The sequence below is a fragment of the Enterococcus termitis genome (assembly GCF_001730305.1).
GTDB lineage: Bacteria > Bacillota > Bacilli > Lactobacillales > Enterococcaceae > Enterococcus_L > Enterococcus_L termitis.
Window position 1 is genome coordinate 290,486 of the sequence record NZ_MIJY01000023.1, and the last position, 17,876, is coordinate 308,361.

The 17,876-nt window shown below is 35.7% G+C and carries 16 protein-coding genes; 15 read left to right on the forward strand and 1 reads right to left on the reverse strand.

The window, feature by feature from the left end; translation table 11 throughout:
• Window positions 1-53 precede the first annotated feature (53 nt).
• The gene (locus tag BCR25_RS11730; protein ID WP_069663790.1) at window positions 54-827 is read right to left on the reverse strand and encodes a LytR/AlgR family response regulator transcription factor; all 774 of its coding nucleotides are present in this window, start codon (window positions 825-827) and stop codon (window positions 54-56) included.
• Window positions 828-1,158: 331 nt separating this feature from the next.
• Between BCR25_RS11730 and BCR25_RS11735 the strand changes: the two genes are divergently transcribed.
• The 15 genes from BCR25_RS11735 to BCR25_RS11805 all read left to right on the forward strand — a co-directional run bounded on the left by BCR25_RS11735 (window position 1,159) and on the right by BCR25_RS11805 (window position 17,864).
• Entirely contained in the window at window positions 1,159-2,301 is a 1,143-nt protein-coding gene (locus tag BCR25_RS11735; protein WP_069663791.1) for a WxLIP family cell surface protein, read from the forward strand.
• Entirely contained in the window at window positions 2,298-2,648 is a 351-nt protein-coding gene (locus BCR25_RS11740; protein ID WP_069663792.1) for an EF2685/EF0750 family sortase-dependent surface protein, read from the forward strand. Before BCR25_RS11735 ends, BCR25_RS11740 begins: the two co-directional genes overlap by 4 nt.
• Before the next feature lie 366 nt (window positions 2,649-3,014).
• Entirely contained in the window at window positions 3,015-3,725 is a 711-nt protein-coding gene (locus tag BCR25_RS11750) for a WxL domain-containing protein (protein ID WP_069663793.1), read from the forward strand.
• Between the two features lie 102 nt (window positions 3,726-3,827).
• Entirely contained in the window at window positions 3,828-4,490 is a 663-nt protein-coding gene (locus BCR25_RS11755; protein WP_069663794.1) for a WxL domain-containing protein, read from the forward strand.
• 34 nt (window positions 4,491-4,524) lie between these two features.
• Complete coding sequence (locus BCR25_RS11760; RefSeq protein ID WP_069663795.1) at window positions 4,525-5,220, forward strand: WxL domain-containing protein; 696 nt, start codon at window positions 4,525-4,527, stop codon at window positions 5,218-5,220.
• Window positions 5,221-5,244: 24 nt separating this feature from the next.
• Window positions 5,245-6,273, forward strand: coding sequence for a WxLIP family cell surface protein (locus BCR25_RS11765; RefSeq protein WP_069663796.1), 1,029 nt, complete (start codon window positions 5,245-5,247; stop codon window positions 6,271-6,273).
• A gap of 15 nt (window positions 6,274-6,288) precedes the next feature.
• Window positions 6,289-9,192 carry a hypothetical protein gene (locus BCR25_RS11770; RefSeq protein WP_069663797.1) on the forward strand — a complete coding sequence of 968 codons (2,904 nt, stop codon included), beginning with the start codon at window positions 6,289-6,291 and terminating at the stop codon, window positions 9,190-9,192.
• A gap of 397 nt (window positions 9,193-9,589) precedes the next feature.
• A complete protein-coding gene (locus BCR25_RS11775; protein ID WP_069663798.1) occupies window positions 9,590-10,285 on the forward strand; it encodes a DNA-binding response regulator in 696 nt (231 codons plus the stop codon).
• Window positions 10,286-10,481: 196 nt separating this feature from the next.
• Window positions 10,482-10,751, forward strand: a complete 270-nt coding sequence (rpsN, locus tag BCR25_RS11780; protein WP_069663799.1) for a 30S ribosomal protein S14 — start codon at window positions 10,482-10,484, stop codon at window positions 10,749-10,751.
• Window positions 10,752-10,793: 42 nt separating this feature from the next.
• Window positions 10,794-10,934 (forward strand): putative metal homeostasis protein, encoded by a 141-nt coding sequence (locus BCR25_RS20400; protein WP_169819015.1) that lies wholly within the window; start codon window positions 10,794-10,796, stop codon window positions 10,932-10,934.
• A 676-nt stretch (window positions 10,935-11,610) separates the two neighbouring features.
• The gene (locus tag BCR25_RS11785) at window positions 11,611-12,687 is read left to right on the forward strand and encodes a Gfo/Idh/MocA family protein (protein WP_069663800.1); all 1,077 of its coding nucleotides are present in this window, start codon (window positions 11,611-11,613) and stop codon (window positions 12,685-12,687) included.
• A 320-nt stretch (window positions 12,688-13,007) separates the two neighbouring features.
• Complete coding sequence (locus BCR25_RS11790; protein ID WP_069663801.1) at window positions 13,008-13,742, forward strand: ThuA domain-containing protein; 735 nt, start codon at window positions 13,008-13,010, stop codon at window positions 13,740-13,742.
• Window positions 13,739-14,707, forward strand: a complete 969-nt coding sequence (locus tag BCR25_RS11795) for a sugar phosphate isomerase/epimerase family protein (protein WP_069663802.1) — start codon at window positions 13,739-13,741, stop codon at window positions 14,705-14,707. Before BCR25_RS11790 ends, BCR25_RS11795 begins: the two co-directional genes overlap by 4 nt.
• Before the next feature lie 169 nt (window positions 14,708-14,876).
• A complete protein-coding gene (locus BCR25_RS11800) occupies window positions 14,877-15,911 on the forward strand; it encodes a Gfo/Idh/MocA family protein (RefSeq protein WP_069663803.1) in 1,035 nt (344 codons plus the stop codon).
• A 108-nt stretch (window positions 15,912-16,019) separates the two neighbouring features.
• Window positions 16,020-17,864, forward strand: a complete 1,845-nt coding sequence (locus BCR25_RS11805; protein WP_069663804.1) for an LTA synthase family protein — start codon at window positions 16,020-16,022, stop codon at window positions 17,862-17,864.
• Window positions 17,865-17,876: the final 12 nt, after the last annotated feature.

Consider the following 17,876-nt stretch of genomic DNA (forward strand, 5'->3'; position numbering starts at 1 on the left):
ACAACCATAGAAACTGCAAAAAATTTAAAGCAAGCAGTGAAATGAAAAAAGGTCTATCTAGCATATTGATACTCCTTTAACCCTTTTTTCACTTTATCAATGATTCTGGTTCCCACAAAAAGTTCATGCTCTCCTAAGAATGTAATTGTGCCATTTTTTCGATTAATTGATGAGATGTTTTCAAGATTGACTATGTAAGATTGAAGCGATGAAAATAAGTAAGGTTGTTTTAAATTACTTTTCATTTTGCCGATTTTTCCTTCTATGATCAATTCTTCTTCGACAGTTTTGACTAAAACCCGACTTTTTAATCCTTTTAATGATTCAATGTATAAGATATCTTTACAATTGATATAAATTGATTCGTAACCATTCATAAAAGTGGTGATATCTTGATCTTGCCTCCAGGTTGACTTAGTCAAACTTTCAACTTTCATAAGGACATTTTCAATCGTAGTTTTTAGCTCAGTTGAATCGATAGGATTTTTAACGAGATAGCCAAGAGGGAAAATTTCACTATTAATGATGGAAATGGCTTTATCTTCGAAATTTGTCAAGAAAATAATCGGACATTTATCATTGCGTTCTCGAATCTTTTTGGCTACGTCGATACCTGAATATTGTGTTTTTAAATCGATATCTAAAAAGAAAACATCATTATCAGAAATGGTTAGTGTTTGAATATCTTCCATAAAGAGTAAATGATTATCCAAAGGAGATATTACATAAGTAAACGATTCTGAATGATAGTTCTGAAGATAGGAGATAATCTTTTTTCTATATAGATTATTATCCTCAACTACATAAATTGTGGCATTCTTAATCATCTTTTTCCTCCTTTCAAAAAAATAAAAAAAAACAATTATAAATCTATTCTAGGATAATCCAATAAAAAAATAAAGATTTAGATAAATTAAAAATAAAAATAGAGATGGTTGTAATTTGAAAGCGCTTAGATGTCATTTTTTCTATGAGGTAAAAATAAAATTAATAAATGAAAAAGTTAAATGTAATTTGAAAGCGCTTGCTTGTTGTTTTCTTGAATGAGGAATAACTGTAAGATAAGTGCAGTAATAAGTTGTAAAAATCATTACTATTAAAAATATTTTTTTGATAATAATGATAAAAATTAGCATTTAAATTAGAGAGGTAGTTAAAATGATCGATCGGCAAACGAAAATTGTAAAGTATCACAAATTAATTATACTAGCTTTTGCGGCCATTTGCATTTCTCCTGTTCAAGCAATAGCAAAAGAGGACAAAGACCAACCATTAGAGTTCAGCGTCCAAGCTATTCGACCAGATACTCAAATTGAAACGAATAAAACTTATTTTGTTATTGAGACAAAGCCGAACGAGTCACAGGTGTTACATGTGAAAGTAAAAGCTGCAGTAGAAGAACCAATCAAAGTTCGAGTATCTTTATTAAATGGAACAACAGGGATCGGTGGAAATATTGAATACGATCCTTTGATAAAAGACGTGGATGAAACCTTAAAAAATCCGATTACAGAAATTGCGAAAGTGTCACAACCAGAAATTACCTTAGAAAACTTTGAAGAAAAAACAGTTGATATCGTTGTAACGCCAACAAATGATTCATATGAAGGAATCAAGTTAGGCGCGATTGTATTTAATCTTGCTGAGGAAGAAGATAGCGCTAAGAAAAAATCAATGGTTGAAAATGCCTTTCAATATCGAATCGGTCTAATTACTAGTGAGACAAATGAAGAGTATGATGATGCAAAAAATTTAGATTTAATTTCTACAAAGGCAGATTTGACATTAGGACGCAAGCAAATTTCAGCAGTTATACATAACTCAGATCCTAAAATAGCAGATAACTTAAATATTGAAGCGACGGTCAAAAAAAAGGGTTCATCGAATGTGTTAAAAAGACAAGCTGTTACCAATGCAAGAATGGCGCCTAACAGTACCTATGATTTTTTAATAGATTGGGGTGCAGAAGACATTAAGGCTGGTGATTATGTTGTTGATATGACAGCCAAGAATGAACAGGACGAGTGGAAATGGCAAAGTGAGTTTACTATTTCCGAAGGATATGCAAAAAAACTGAATGAAGAGACAGTCTTTAAACTAGAATCACCAAAATGGTTACCATTTGTTGTTGTAGCGACAATCCTTTTCATTATTGGAGTAACGACTGCCCTTATTATTAGAAATGCACGGTGGAAACAAATTCTTAAAGAACGAATGAAAAGAAGAAGAGCAAAAAAAGCAAGAAAAAGGAAGGAAAAAGGGGATATTGCTAAGCGTAAAAAAAATAAGAAAAGGGAATGATTGTTGTGTATAAGGAGACTAGTAAATATATAAAAATATTTTTTACTGGGTTAGTTCTTTTTGTCAGTATGATTCATCTCTCATCAGTAAACGTATTGGCTGAGGATTTGGACAAAAGTGAAGTGGGCATCCAATTTGAAAAAACAATAGACAGTAGTGATGAGCCTACACCAAAAGATAATACACCAAAACCCAAAGATGGCAATGAGGCAAAGATTAAGAAGCTCAATTTACCTAATACAGGCGAACTCATCAAAAACCTGTCACTTCTGGTAGGCATGATGATTCTAATTGCAACTGTCTTCGTATTTATTTTAGATAAAAAATCGGATCTCGATCAAAAGTGATCAATAGAAAAAGGTAGGATTTATTTGTATAAAGGAGAGTCATTATTATGAATGTATATATATGGTTATATATACTAGGCGCGTGTGGGATAGTTTCACTAGGCTTGTTTTTGTACTCTCTTAATAGAGATAACATATTAGTGAAAAAGCTAAAATTGAAAAAAAAGAAAATATTAGTGAACTGGTTATTACTAGTTATCTCAATAGTATGTTTTAGTATGATGATTTATCTATTTATTTATATACAGAATCAACTTAATTTGTTTGAGTTGAATTAGATATAATCGTATTTTTTAATTTTGTTCAACAGTTTACTACGATAATTTCCTCAAAGGTAAAAATAAAAAGAATTGTTAGGAGAAAATTATGAATAAAAAAGTTTTAGGTACATTAGTTTTAGGTTTATCATGTGCAGCTATTTTAGCGCCAATGGCATCAGAAGCATCTGAGAAAGAAGCGTCTACAGATGTAGGTATCAAATTCGAAACAGATGATGATACTACACTTATACCTGGACCATTTGGTGATGCTTTAAGCCTTAATGCAAAACCAACACAATTCTCATTTGGTACTGCAAAAGCTGCCAATAACAGTAGTGCAACATATGAGCAACAAAAAGGTGCGACAAAACAATATTTATCTGTTTTTGAAGACAGAGATACAGTGACAACTGACTGGAATGTTGAAGCTAAAATGAGCGCATTGAAAAATACAGACACAACAAATACTGAAAATAAAGAATTACAAGCAACATTGAGATTTGATTCTAGTGCAGTTTCATCTTTCGTTGAGCCTGCTAGAGATGCAGACGGAAACTTACCAATGTACATCCCTGTACCAGGTGAAAGTGAATTAACTGCTTTAACTGGCGTAGATGCAAAAGTTACAGGTAACAAAGACGTACAACTTATTGCTGGCGGAGGCTCTGTTAAAGTTTTAGAAGGGAAACAAGATGCTGGAAAAGGCGGATTTGCTTCTGAAATTAAAAACGTTAGATTAGCTGTTGCAGCTCAAGGTAAATTAAGTGGACAAGAATTTACAGGTAATGTGACTTGGACATTGAACGACACGATTTAAACTGAAATTATCGTAGGTAACTATTAAGTAAAAAAAGTAACTTTGAGGAAGTTATCGTAGTAAACTGCTGAACAAAATATAAAAAGAATAGAGGAATTGAAAATGAAAAAGCAAAAAATAAGTGTTTTAGTTCTAAGTATAGCGTTAGGTTCTGTAATGTTGCCAAATGTAGGGCATGCTATTGATCCAACATCAACTGTAGATGTCACAGTTTCTGCTGGGGCTGGAGAAGGACCGACAGAGGAAAATATTTCAGATAAAGAACCCAATGAAGGCCCCTTTGTAATTAAAGCAGTTTCTGATTTTAAATACCCTAGTATCCCTATTGGTAAAACAAGATCAGCAACTTTAGCAACCGGTTATGATTCAGGAATAGAGGTGGTTGATGTAACTGGTGATGGAACAGGTTGGAATGTAAAAGTTGCAATGACAGAGCCGTTAGCAATGACAACAGGTCAAAAGGAAGAGCTGAAGGGTTGGGTTTTACAAATTCCAACGAAAGAGGTTGTTTCCGGCCGTCAAGTTGTTACTGATCAAGCGCTAGGAGTTCCTGTGACATTAACAAAAGATGCGTCTAAGACTGTGTTTAAAGCCGATGTTGGAAAAGGTATGGGGCGCTATACTAATATTTTTGAGCGAAATGGTGCACAAAATAGTAATCCTGAACGTACAACTGGGGTTCAATTATCTATACCAAATACTGCTCGAGCAGCGAGTTATACTGGTAAATTAACTTGGACGTTGACAAATACACCAGAAGCATAATTGTTCGGTGAGTGAGTAAAAAGGAGGGTCGATAATGAGTATATTAAAAAGGGGTGGAGTAGCTTTGGCCGGTTTGCTTTTGATTACTTTTTGTTGGGGCGAAGAATCTTTAGCGAATACGATACTGACCAATGCACTAGGATCAGATATTAATACGACGATTATCGAAGGCAGTGAAGAAACAATTCCTCCCAAATTCGGTAAAGATCCCGAAGATCCAGAAAATGATGGAGAAGGGAATAGCGGTTTGTTAAAAATTGACAGAGTCCCTAATTTTACATTCAATAGTATCGTTCCAAGTGGATTATATCAGTTGGAATATGCCGCAAACTCTAATCCATATATTCAGGTATCTGACTTAAGAGGTAACTTAAGCGGCTGGACTTTATCTGCTAAAATATCTAATTTTGTTTCACAACCAACGCTTGAAGATCCTAAAAGTTATGTATTGACTGGAGCTGAATTTACATTAGAAAACGGCGTAGTAGAGGGATACAAATCAGAGTATGCTACTCCGCCTAAAAGCTATGGTGTAACACTTAATAGTAATTTCAAGAAAATATTTAGTGCAGAAAAAGATTCTGGGCAAGGAATTTGGGCTTCAAGATGGCAACGAAAAAAGGGAGTAAATGAAAATATAAAAATAGCGATATTACCAAGAACTGCAAGACCAGATACAGAATATAAAGCAGCGATAACTTGGTTATTAAATGATGTTCCGTCTGAGTAAAATTTAGTAAATGGAGAATGTTAAATGAAGTATATTAATTTAGTGAAATATAGCTTGATCGTTTCAGCGATTTGTTTGATTTTTTTTATGCCTGTAGATAGTCATGCTGCAGGTATGGCTTACTCGGTGAAAGCGACGATTCCAGAAAATCAAATAGATAAGGAAAAAACCTATTTTGATTTATTAGTTAAACCAGGAGCAACTCAAGAGTTAGAATTAGAAATCAAAAATACCAGCAAAGAAACACTGAAGTTATATGTTGAACCTAAAGTTGCGACAACCAATCAAAATGGAGAATTAGAGTATAGTGTTCAACCTAAAAAATATGATTCGACTTTAACCTATCCTATTACTAAATTGCTCTCAGAAAAGCAAGCTGTAACGATTGATCCACTAGCTACTAAGAAAGTGACCTTTACATTAAAAGTCCCTCAAAAAGCCTTTTCTGGAAAAATAGTTGGTGGCTTCAATATTTATGAGCAGTCAAATGAAAAAGCGGCAAAAGAAAAATCGACGGATGAAGAAGTTCAAATTAAAAATTTATTTTCATTTGTATTAGGAATTCAGATAAGGGAAAGTACTACTGAAGTTAAACCTAAGTTGAAACTAAACGATGTGAAGGCCTCGTTATTTAATTATAGAACAGCGATTACGGCTAATATACAGAATACTGAACCGACATTTCTCTCTGCTTTAAACGTTAAGGGAAGTATTCGTAAGATTGGTTCCAAAGACGGTTTATTTAAATTTGAGCAATCCGATATCGCTATGGCACCAAATTCAAATTTTGATTTACCGATTTCTTTAGAGAATCAAGAAATTGAGTCAGGAAACTATGAAATAACGCTTGCTGCAACTTCAAAGCAAGGAAAATGGAATTTTACGAAACGTTTTAATATAACAAATGAAGAAGCAAAACAATTTAATGCTGAAGCAGTTGAACTTGTGGAGCAGTCAAATAATAAGATGTTGATTATCATGATTGTAATAGGTGCTGTGGTGTTTCTGATGTTGGTTATTATCATTATTCTTTTGTGGCGCAAAAAACAATAGAGGAGGGATGCAATCATGAGGAAAAAGGAAAATTATTTTCTTGTGTTCTTAATACTAAGTATACTTTTTATGTTTAATCTGAAAGCCGAAGCAGCTACTGATAGTGATTATTTGTTGAAATTTGATAAAAATGGAACGATAATTTCTGGTAAACCTCTTCCGATAGATCGCCCATATGTTATTCTTGAACAACGTGGATCAAATGAGCAATTTGCTAAGTCTATCGAGATTCATAAACCCGGTGGAAGTATTGACTTCATTAGGAAAGATAGACCCACTGATACTTATTATAGGTATCCTCTTTCCTATGGTGATAGGATCATCTTGAGGGGATTAGGCACTTTAGAAAATCGAGAGGTTGGTCTGGAGATAACGTCTGAGGCCCGTGAAGTTCCTAGTGACAGAAATCTTTATGCACTTTTTTTTGAGGAAAGCACTCAAAATTTTTATTGGAAATTGCCGAAGATTGACTCAATGACTGGCGGGCCTCTTAACAATAAAAACATTTTAAAATTTAGACCTGTTTATACAGATAAAGCGACTATTGAAGGTATAACTACTCCGGCATATTTTGACTTTCCAATTAATTATACGAATCGTCATGTATCAGCTGTAGGTTCAATAAATACGAAAGATATAACTAGATTAACCTTTGATACTTCGAATTATGAAAATACGAATTTTTCATATAGAGCTACTGATGAGCTATTAGTTGCTTCAAGTGGTATTAGTCTTAATGGACATGTAATTGTAGGGAATGAACAAGCCATTTCTATACGTCAAGTGGAATCGGGGTATCAGCCGGGAGAAACAACTGTGGGACAGAGCTCAGCTCTAAGTATTTTTCAGAGAACGTCTAAAATACCTTTTACTCCTGAGTATAATACTCCATTGATTTACGGATTTGATTCGCCTAATTCACCACCAGAATTTTCAGCAAATTTTGAAGTGATTCAATCACTTCCATTAACATTTGATACTTATTATCCTGATCAGTTAGATATATTTTTAGACGATACTGAGAATAGTATCAAAGATTTGAAAGAAAGTTCATTTTCTATTTTAGACCAAGAGGGAAAGGATGTAACAAAACAGTTAGATGTTACTTTGACTAGTGTGAATGAATCACCAAACAGTGGGACTAAAAAATTCAAACTGTCTTTAACAAAAAATGACTTGATATTTCTTAAAGGGAACTATATCACGATTAAACTAAAATTAAAGTCATTTAATCTGGAAAATTTGAAAAATCATTATAATGCGACCACAAAAAAATATGAAATACCTATGTCAACTTATAATGAGCGAGTCGTGGGGACAGTGAGAAAAAAATCAGGTTCAAATAGCGCTATAGCAATGATCACACCGTTCTTAACAGGAGAACCTGTTCCAACTGAAGTCGAGCAAGATACAGACAGTACATCATTGGATCCAATAAATTTAGTGAAAAATGTCTATAGTTCTACTCCAGATGATGTGGTTCTGTTTAATGTAGAAAAAAAAGTGTTTAGAACGTTGGGAAGTGATACGCTTAAGGTTACATTGAGCAGTAAAAATAATCCCAGTATGACATTCGTTGTTACTGTACCGATCACTGTTGTAAATAATCCTATAATGCCAGAATACTTTGACAATGAGGAATGGCTGATCAATGAAATAAACAATCAACTAAAACCAAAGCAAATTGGTAAGGATGTTTATATGAAAGATTTGCAAAAAATTACTGCAATTTCTTTGGCACCTGCTTGGCTAGGATATACTGGACAACACATTCCACCTCGGATCGATGCACTACAAAACTTAACTGAATTAAGTTTGAGATCAACAAAATTGGAAGGACAGTTGCCTCCTGAACTTGGGAATTTGACAAAATTAACAAAACTTCAAATTAACGGTAATATATTTACTGGATCGATCCCAAATACTATAACCAATTTAAAAGAACTTACATTGTTAGATTTAGAGAAAAATGTCGGATTAACAGGTACACTTCCAGTTGGGTTAAATAACTTGCCTAAACTTGTTCAATTACAGATTGGTGGAAATATGCTCGTTGGGAGCCTACCAGAATTTAAACAAACGTTTACTAATTTTGATATACGTGATTCACAATTGACGGTTAACACTGATGGAATTCCAACTTTTATGGCGAATTCAACGGATGCACAACGGAGAAATTCATTTGTTACATCAACCGCTTCTTTAAAGCTTTCAGGAATTTCTAATTTCGTTGCTACAAGCAATGGAATGAAAATTAAACCTTTTGATTCTAAGAATAGTGGATATTTTGATTTACACATTAAAAACTCAACGAATGCGCGAGTAGACCTTTATGCAGGTCACACGTTTAAAATTGTGAATCAAAATACTGGTTTGGTACTCTATGATGGCCCCGCAAATCCAGCAGTAGAAATTACTACAAACATTGGTGATAACTTTAAAGTGATTCTAGATGATGCTGTGAATAATCCAAATAATGTATTTACTATTGAAGGAATGGTTCGAGAATATAAACTAGAAAAATTCCCCAAAGCATTTACACTAAATATGAAATTAGATGATTTTACAGACCAAGTGTTAAGTATCTCTGGAGCTGATGATTTAAGTATTTTTGATAATCGGATCGATGGAAAATGGCAGTTGAAAGTCAAACCGAGTGAGCTTAAGAGCCGAACAAAAACTCTATTAGGAAACTATTCTTATAAAACTAAAACAGGTTCGACAATTGACATACCGATTATAGATAGTTTTAAAACAATAGCTAGTGGCAATAGTGATCCCATTGCAGGAACCATTAACATCTCCAACGATTGGGATGCTCAAAATGGACTCTTTTATAAACAAACAAATAGACATAATTATAAAGATGTCTATGCTGGTACACTTGAATGGCAAATTGTAGACGGACCAAGTGAGTAATCGTTTCGCTAAAAGAAAATGTACCAGAAGCTTTAGCTTTAATAACATTTTTTTTGATAAATTTAAAGTGTGGAGCGAAGCTTTTCTATAAGATAAATAGTGATGAAATAGTTTAAAGAGCAAGCCAATTGCCTCAACTAAAATGGGAGGTTTTGGCTTGCTTATACTAGATACTCTCAAACAAGCTTTATAATCAAGTAGCTCTAAACATCAATAAATGAACACATTTCGTATAAAAATTACAGTAAATATTGTTAGTTGCTAAGGTTTGAAATAACAATAACTTGATAGTTTAAATGGAACATAGGTATTAGAGGTGTTACAAGCAGGTTGAAAAATGATAGTAAAAAATATTATAGGCTTGAAAAAGCATATTACGGAAATATGGAGGGTAACAATGTTTGAAATTGGATATTTGACAATGAAAGAGTTAGGAAAAAATAGACATTTAAACTTTTTGTCTAAAAAGGGTTGGCATCTTTCAATCATTAATATAAATGAACAAGTTAAAGATCATAAAAAATTGGATGCAATCGTTATTTTCGAAGATACAATGTCGGTAACGTGTCATTGGCTGTTAGAATTAAAAAAAAATGTAGCAGTACCAATATACTTATTATCCGCAACCAACGATTCTTATTCAAATATTATTTATCTGCAATTAGGTGTACAAGCATGTTTCCCTGTGAAAATGGAGTCCGAAGAACTCTTTTATACCTTGACTAATCTACTCACTCATTATTCTGATAAAAGTAATCAGTTGACAACGACAATATCGGACATCACTTCGAGTAAAGTAATAGAACTAGTGCCTAGAAATATAGGTGCATTAATAGATGGAGAAACAGAGGTTTCTTTAACTAAAAAAGAATATAAAGCGCTAGAGATTTTATATAATAATGCTGGTCAAACAATTACTTATGAGGAATTAAAAAAAGAACTATGGAATAGTGAAAAGAATATTGAAGATAAAAATTACCGAATTGCGAATATTATCTTTCATTTACGTAATAAAATTGAAATTAGCACAACCAATCCTGGTTTAATAAAAACAGTTCGATCTAAAGGGTACATGTTGAATATTAAAAAGTAATAAATAAAAAGCGAACATAAGCGTTATTAAATCGATGTTTAGCTAGACAGGTAGAACATTTTCTTTAGGGAACACCAAGTCTTGTAAATGTGTCGGTAAGTTTTTTTACATAAAAACTTGTGTTTTGTTTTATTTGATGTTATTCTTATCTCTATTAAACAGTAATGATTACGATTTAAAAAGAGGTGAAAAAAGAATGGCGAAAAAATCAAAGATTGCCAAAGCGAAACATCAACAAGCGTTGATTGAAAAATACGCGGAACAACGCATTGAATTAAAAGCAAATAAAGATTATGAAGCATTGGCAAAATTGCCTAAAGATTCTAATCCGAATCGCTTGAAAAACCGTGATTTGATCGACGGACGACCAAGAGCCTATATGCGTAAATTTGGTATGTCCCGCATCAATTTTAGAACATTGGCACATCAAGGACAGATACCAGGTGTACACAAAGCAAGCTGGTAGTTATAAAAAGTAACCGACAAATAGATGCAAAGAGGTGATTTGATGGAGAAACAGGATCTTTCAAGTGCACGGAGACGATTGAAGTGTAGAAATAGAAAAACAAGAAAACGAGCGTTAAAAATCATTCAACAATATAAACGGGAGCAAAGACATCGAGTGATGGTTTCTGGTAATGTTGGTTGAGTGTGTGATTAATCGAATGAGAAAATAAAGTTCTTCCTTTTTATTATAGAAGGGAAGGGCTTTTTTGTTTTTGTTGAGGTTATTAGGCTTGTAAAGTTTTTTTAATTTAGGCTTCTCCGTTTCTATTTCTATGGTGTGACTAATTTTGAGTGATAGAAACTTCTTTCCGTTGCTTGTTAAGAACTGTTTAAGATCAGTTTGGAATAAGACGTTTGGTGATTCACAAGTGATGAGACTTCGCTCCCTTTGGTTGTTAAGAACTGTGTAACGTCAGTTTGGAATAAGGCGTTTGGTGATTCACAAGTAATGAAACTTCGCTCCCTTTGGTCGCCAAGTACTGTTCAACATCTATTCTGTCTACTTTGTAGCCAATCATAGTGATTCAGGAGTAAGGAGACAACGCTCCTAATAGTCGCCTTGTACTGTTCATCATCTACTCTGGCGGAGCCAGTCGTAGTGTTTCGTGAGTAAGGAGACAACGCTCCTTTTAATCGCCTTGTACTGTTCATCATCTACTCTGGCGAAGCCAGTCGTAGTGATTCACAGCAATATCCAGGAATTTTTCAACCGAAATCTAGGAAGAAAGCTTTTTCAAAGTTTTGTATAGTAAATGTGTAGAAGTGGAACCGCTTTATTATCCACGAAATAATAAATGCAGATTATTGGAGGGTTTTTGATGACGTTGAAAGTTGGAATTATTGGTTGTGGTGGTATTGCGAATGGCAAACATTTGCCGGCACTTGCGCAGGTGCAGGAAGTAGAGTTAGTTGCGTTTTGTGACTTGATCAGTGAAAGAGCGGAAGAGGCGAAAATGCATTATGGATCGTTGACCGCTAAAGTATTTACTAATTATCAGGATATGCTTGAAGAGATGGCACTTGATGTTGTTCATGTTTGTACCCCGAACAGCACCCATGCAGAATTATCGATTGCAGCAATGGAGGCAGATTGTCATGTGATGTGTGAAAAGCCAATGGCAAAAACATCTGCTGAAGCACGTCGCATGATCGAAGCAGCAGAGAAAACAGGAAAAAAATTAACGATTGGTTATCAAAATCGTTTCCGCAAAGATTCTACTTATTTACATGAAGTTTGTGAAGAAGGAGAGCTAGGAGATATTTATTTTGCTAAAGCCCATGCTATTCGTCGTCGTGCGGTGCCGACTTGGGGTGTGTTTCTTGATGAAGAAGCACAAGGCGGCGGACCGCTGATCGATATTGGAACACATGCGTTAGATCTGACCTTGTGGATGATGGACAATTATAAACCAAAATATGTCGTCGGGAAAGCGTATCATAAATTAGCTGAAACGGAAAATGCAGCGAATGCTTGGGGCGCTTGGGATCCTGAAAAATTTACCGTTGAGGATTCTGCTTTTGGCTTTATCATGATGGAAAATGGCGCAACAATCTTTTTAGAATCGAGCTGGGCATTAAATAGCTTAGATGTAAAAGAAGCAAAAACAACGTTGCACGGGACAAAAGGTGGAGCGGATATGAACGAGGGGTTGACCATTAATGGAGAAGATCACAGCACGCTTTTCGAGAAGAAAATCGAATTAGAACCTGGCGGCGTTGATTTTTATGACGGTGCGGGTGATAAGCCAGAAGTTTTAGAAGCACAATCATGGATCAATGCAATTATCAATGATACAGAACCTGTCGTTAAACCAGAACAGGCATTAGTCGTAACCGAAATTCTTGAAGCGATTTATAAAGCATCAGAGACAAATCAGCCTGTATTTTTCAATTAAATCAAGATTATCTAGCTTCACGAGCCAGCATCTCGGAAAAAAGATAAAACATGAATGTGACAAAAAACGTCACAGTCATGTTTTCCTATTTTTCGTCAATGCTAAACGGCCCATTCAGCTTTTAAATTATCTAGCTTCATGGGCTAGTACTACGCTTTGCTTCGATCACATCAATTCCTAAGAGCTAAAGCTCTAAGGATTGAAGGTCTCGGAAAAAAGATAAATGATGAATGAGGCAAAAAGCGTCTCAGTTATAATTTCCTATTTTTCAGTCGAGACTAAACGAGCCCGATACGCTTTTAAATTAGGGAGGAAAAATAATGATTCAAGTTACAGTTTGGAACGAATTTCGCCATGAGAAAACGGATGAAGACGTAAAAAAGGTTTATCCAGACGGGATTCATCAACAGATAGCCCAATTCTTAAAAGAAGACTTTTCTGTTCGAACAGCAACTCTAGACGAGCCGGAGCATGGCTTGACGGAAGAGGTTTTAGCCAATACCGATGTGTTGATTTGGTGGGGGCATGTTGCGCATCAAGAAGTATCTGATGAAGTTGTTCAGCGTGTCCATCAATGTGTTTTAGAAGGAATGGGCTTAGTCGTCCTTCATTCAGGTCATATGTCAAAAATCTTCATGAAACTAATGGGGACATCTTGCGATTTAAAATGGCGGGAAGCACAAGAGCATTGTCGTATCTGGACAGTTGCTCCTAGTCACCCGATTGTTGAAGGAATCGGAGAGTATATTGAGCTGGAAAAAGAAGAAATGTACGGTGAGCATTTTGATATACCTGCCCCTGATGAATTGATTTTTATCAGCTGGTATCCTGGCGGAGAAGTTTTCCGCAGTGGTTGTACCTATCATCGAGGCAATGGAAAAATTTTCTACTTCCAACCGGGGCATGAAACATATCCTTCTTATTACAATAAAGAGGTGCAAAAAGTCATCAAAAACGGTGTCCGCTGGTGTCAGCCGACACGAAATGCCTATCCTAAGTATGGGCATCACGAACCATTAGAAACAATTATGAACAAGAAAGGAAATGACAAATGAAACTAGGTGTATTTACTCCTTTATTCAACAATTTAAGCTTTGAAGAAATGATCGATACTGTCTCAAAAGCAGGTTTAGAAACCGTTGAAATCGGTACAGGCGGTTCTCCTGGAAATGCTCATTTAGATATTGATAAATTATTAGCCAGTTCAGAGGCTAGAAAAGACTATTTAGCGAAACTTGCAGACAAAGGATTAACAATCAGTGCATTGAGCTGCCATAACAATCCTATTTCGCCTGTAAAAGAAACAGCGCAGGAAGCAGATGAATTAGTGCAAAAAACGATCAAATTGGCATCGTTAATGAATGTCTCAGTCGTCAATGGCTTTTCTGGGGTGTCTGGCGGAAATCCAACCGATACTCAAGTCAACTGGCCTGTTTTACCATGGCCGACGGAATATGATGATAATTACAACTATCAATGGGAGAAAAAATTGATTCCCTATTGGAAAAATATCAATACGATTGCGGAAGCTGCCGGGGTGAAAATCGGGATCGAACTGCACGGCGGGTTCTTATGTCATACACCGTATACAATGCTGAAACTTCGAGAGGCAACTGGAAAAGCGATCGGCTGTAATTTAGATCCAAGTCATCTGTGGTGGCAAGGGATCGACCCTGTTGCGGCAGTAAAAATTCTAGGTGAAGCAGATGCGATTCATCATTTCCATGCGAAAGATACGTATTTGGATCAAGAGAATATCAACATGTACGGTTTGACTGATATGCAGCCGTATGGAAATGTAAAAACTCGTTCTTGGACCTTCCGTTCAGTAGGTTGCGGTCATGATCTAAAAGTCTGGTCAGATATCATCAGCGCATTGAGAATTTATGGCTATGACTATGTTTTAAGCATCGAACATGAAGATCCGATTATGTCTACAGAAGAAGGGCTAAACAGAGCAATCACTAATCTGAAAAGTATCATGATCAAAGAACAACCAGCAGAAATGTGGTGGGCTTAATTAAGAAAGTAAGGCTTCTAATAGTCGACTTGTACTGTTCACCATTGACTCATTTCGTTTCTCGTGGTTCACAGCAAGGCTAGACATCAAAGAGCAAATCACGACTATGTCTGATCCATTTTCCACTATTCCAAATTATGAACACTTTACTATAGAAAGGACTCGAAAAATGACAGCAATCAATTTTGCCGTAATCGGCTATGGCGGTATGGGGTCATACCATGTCCACAACATTATGCCGAATGAAAACGAACGAATCCATGTTGTTGGAACCTATGACATTTGCGGTGAACGCCAAAAAATTTCCAGCCAGCATGATCATAAAATTTACCGCTCATTAGAAGAAGTACTGACAGATGAAGCAATCGAAGCAATACTGATCGCCACACCAAATGATTCACATAAAGATTTGGCTATTCAAGCGTTACAGGCAAGAAAACACGTTGTCTGTGAAAAACCGGTTGCAATGAATGTTCAAGAGCTAGATGAGATTCTAAAGGTTGCTAAAGAAACAAATAAAACATTTATGGTTCATCAAAACCGACGCTGGGACCCAGATTTTTTGATCACTCGAGAACTCTACAAAAATCAACAAATCGGTGATTTATTTCAAATTGAAACCCGAGTTCAAGGTGCAAATGGAATCCCAGGAGATTGGCGGCATCAACAAAAACACGGCGGAGGAATGCTGTTGGACTGGGGTGTTCATTTACTAGATCAATTATTATTTTTAGTAGATAGTCCAGTCAAAGACGTTTTCGCTGATTTAAGCTATATTCTTGGAGATGAAGTAGATGATGGCTTTATAGCCTATATCACTTTTGAAAATGGGCTTAGAGCGATTGTTGAAGTCGGAACGACTAATTATACCAAGCTACCGCGCTGGTATTTAAAGGGAACACAGGGAACAGCAATCATTCAGGATTGGGATTTATCTGGAGAGATGGTCATCGAGTCCGGTGAAAAAGAGATTCAGGCACCGAAACCGATTCAGGCAGGCGTGGGCTTGACTAAAACAATGGCGCCGCCTTCAGGAGAAGCGACCAAGACTGTAGCGCTGCCGCAAGGGCATGCGGAATATGGGCCATTTTATAAAAATTTTTATCAGGTTGTGCGGGAACAAGCAGAACCGGTCGTTAAAAATGACGAGGTCAGAGCAGTCATGACATTGATTGAACAGATCTTTCAAGCGGCAAGGAAATAACGTTCCTTTATTAGTTAGTAAAGTATTCTGGAAAGGATGCTTTACTTTTTTTTAGTCTAAGCATAAAATATGAAGGAGTGTGTTTAGGAAAAGAAAAGGGAGAGTATCGTGAAGGAAAAATTAAAAGTATTCAAGAAAAAATCGATTCGATACCCATTGATCATTATCGGGCTGATCGCGTTAGTCGTTAGCAGCCATTTATATTTGCAGTGGTGTCAAAATATGTTATCAACGGATTTAATGTTGAAGTTTGCCTTTTCATGGCATACGGAAAAATTTATATTAGGGAGTCTTGTGCTACTAGTGTTTTTACTTTTTCTGATCAGTTTGGCAGGATCAGTATTGCTGGGAAGCCTTCTTTACGCGATAACGATCGCAATCGTAGGCTTTGCAGATTATCAAAAAATGTTTTATCGAACAGAACCGATTTATCCAGATGATCTAAAAATGGTCACAGAGTTTGGCTTGCTTAGAGAAATGATCGGTACGTGGCCATTTATAGCAATTTTACTTGTTGCATTGGTTGGATTATTCTTCTTTGGACGAGCGATTTACAAAAGTCGCCTACTATCAAAAAAAATGCAGATCATTCGAGTTGCTGGTTTGATTATAACGGCTGGCTTACTGTTGTACATTAGTGATTTCAATAAACCAACGAATTTACTTCGTAAAGAGTATGACAAAACAGCACTTTGGATTCCTTATAGTCAAAAAATGAATTATTATAATACTGGATTTGTGGGCGGATTTTTGTTTAACCTAAAAGTCGAGGCAATGGATGAACCGGACAATTATTCTAAAAAGACGATTGAATCGATCACAGAAAAATATACCAAGCAGGCAAATAAAGCAACAAGCTCAGCGGATGAACAACCGAATATTGTTTTTGTGATGAGTGAGAGTTTCTCTAATCCGCAACATTTAGCTGGCGTGACCGCAAATAAAAATCCCTTGAAAGACTATTATGAAATTGCAGACAAAACGTATAGCGGACAAATGCTTTCACAAAATTATGGCGGCGGAACAGCCAATATTGAATTCGAAGCATTAACCAGTTTTTCTATGGAATTGTTCAATCCGCAAATGACAACACCTTATACGATGCTGGTTCCTAAGATGACAGAAATGCCATCGATCGTCTCTCTTTTGAAGGAACAAGAATATCAAGCAACGGCAATCCATCCATATAATACATCGATGTATAAACGTAAAGATGTTTATAAAGTGTTGGGATTTGATCAATTTATTAGTGAAGACACGATGACCTATAAGGATAAGCTGCAAAATAATCCCTATATCTCAGATCAATCTGCGTATAAAGAAGTGTTAGATCTCTTAAAAGAGGAGCAACAGCCGCAGTTTGTTCACTTGGTGACGATGCAGACGCATATGCCATACAGTGATAAATATACAGCGATGGAATATTCCTCACGAAGTCAGGGAAATAAAAATGCTATTGACAGCTACATGCAAGATATCGCATACAGCAGTGAAGCGTTGAAAGAATTTACAGAAGAATTACAAAAGGTGAAACGTCGTACGTTAGTTGTTTTTTGGGGCGATCATTTACCAAGTATTTATTCTGACGAAATCAAGGCAGATAACGATGAAGTATTGATGCATCAAACTGAATTTTTAATGTATGATAATCAAGGCGAGCTAAGTGGGCAAAGCAAACATGATGCCATCACCAGTCCCTTTTACTTTTCACCAACCTTGTTTGAGCAAAGCGGATTGAAGATGACTGGTTTTTATCAATTATTGAACAATCTTGAAAAACAAGTGCCAGCTTTTGAAAAGAACTTCTATTATACAAGCAGCAACTGGCATAAAACGTTGAAACTGAATAAGGCTCAAGAAGAGCTTTATGAAGAGTATCGTATGATTCAATATGACATTGTATCAGGTGAGCAATATAGCTTGAAAACTGATTTTTATCAATCGAAGGAGTAACCCAAAAAAGGA

Bases quoted from the DNA above. Each gene is read 5' to 3' on its own strand.
- BCR25_RS11740 (WP_069663792.1), top strand. From the start codon at position 2,298: ATGATTGTTGTGTATAAGGAGACTAGTAAATATATAAAAATATTTTTT.
- BCR25_RS11790 (WP_069663801.1), top strand. From the start codon at position 13,008: ATGATTCAAGTTACAGTTTGGAACGAATTTCGCCATGAGAAAACGGAT.
- BCR25_RS11785 (WP_069663800.1), top strand. From the start codon at position 11,611: ATGACGTTGAAAGTTGGAATTATTGGTTGTGGTGGTATTGCGAATGGC.
- BCR25_RS11800 (WP_069663803.1), top strand. From the start codon at position 14,877: ATGACAGCAATCAATTTTGCCGTAATCGGCTATGGCGGTATGGGGTCA.
- BCR25_RS11750 (WP_069663793.1), top strand. From the start codon at position 3,015: ATGAATAAAAAAGTTTTAGGTACATTAGTTTTAGGTTTATCATGTGCA.
- BCR25_RS20400 (WP_169819015.1), top strand. From the start codon at position 10,794: ATGGAGAAACAGGATCTTTCAAGTGCACGGAGACGATTGAAGTGTAGA.
- rpsN (WP_069663799.1), top strand. From the start codon at position 10,482: ATGGCGAAAAAATCAAAGATTGCCAAAGCGAAACATCAACAAGCGTTG.
- BCR25_RS11755 (WP_069663794.1), top strand. From the start codon at position 3,828: ATGAAAAAGCAAAAAATAAGTGTTTTAGTTCTAAGTATAGCGTTAGGT.
- BCR25_RS11765 (WP_069663796.1), top strand. From the start codon at position 5,245: ATGAAGTATATTAATTTAGTGAAATATAGCTTGATCGTTTCAGCGATT.
- BCR25_RS11775 (WP_069663798.1), top strand. From the start codon at position 9,590: ATGTTTGAAATTGGATATTTGACAATGAAAGAGTTAGGAAAAAATAGA.
- BCR25_RS11735 (WP_069663791.1), top strand. From the start codon at position 1,159: ATGATCGATCGGCAAACGAAAATTGTAAAGTATCACAAATTAATTATA.
- BCR25_RS11730 (WP_069663790.1), bottom strand. From the start codon at position 827: ATGATTAAGAATGCCACAATTTATGTAGTTGAGGATAATAATCTATAT.
- BCR25_RS11770 (WP_069663797.1), top strand. From the start codon at position 6,289: ATGAGGAAAAAGGAAAATTATTTTCTTGTGTTCTTAATACTAAGTATA.
- BCR25_RS11760 (WP_069663795.1), top strand. From the start codon at position 4,525: ATGAGTATATTAAAAAGGGGTGGAGTAGCTTTGGCCGGTTTGCTTTTG.
- BCR25_RS11795 (WP_069663802.1), top strand. From the start codon at position 13,739: ATGAAACTAGGTGTATTTACTCCTTTATTCAACAATTTAAGCTTTGAA.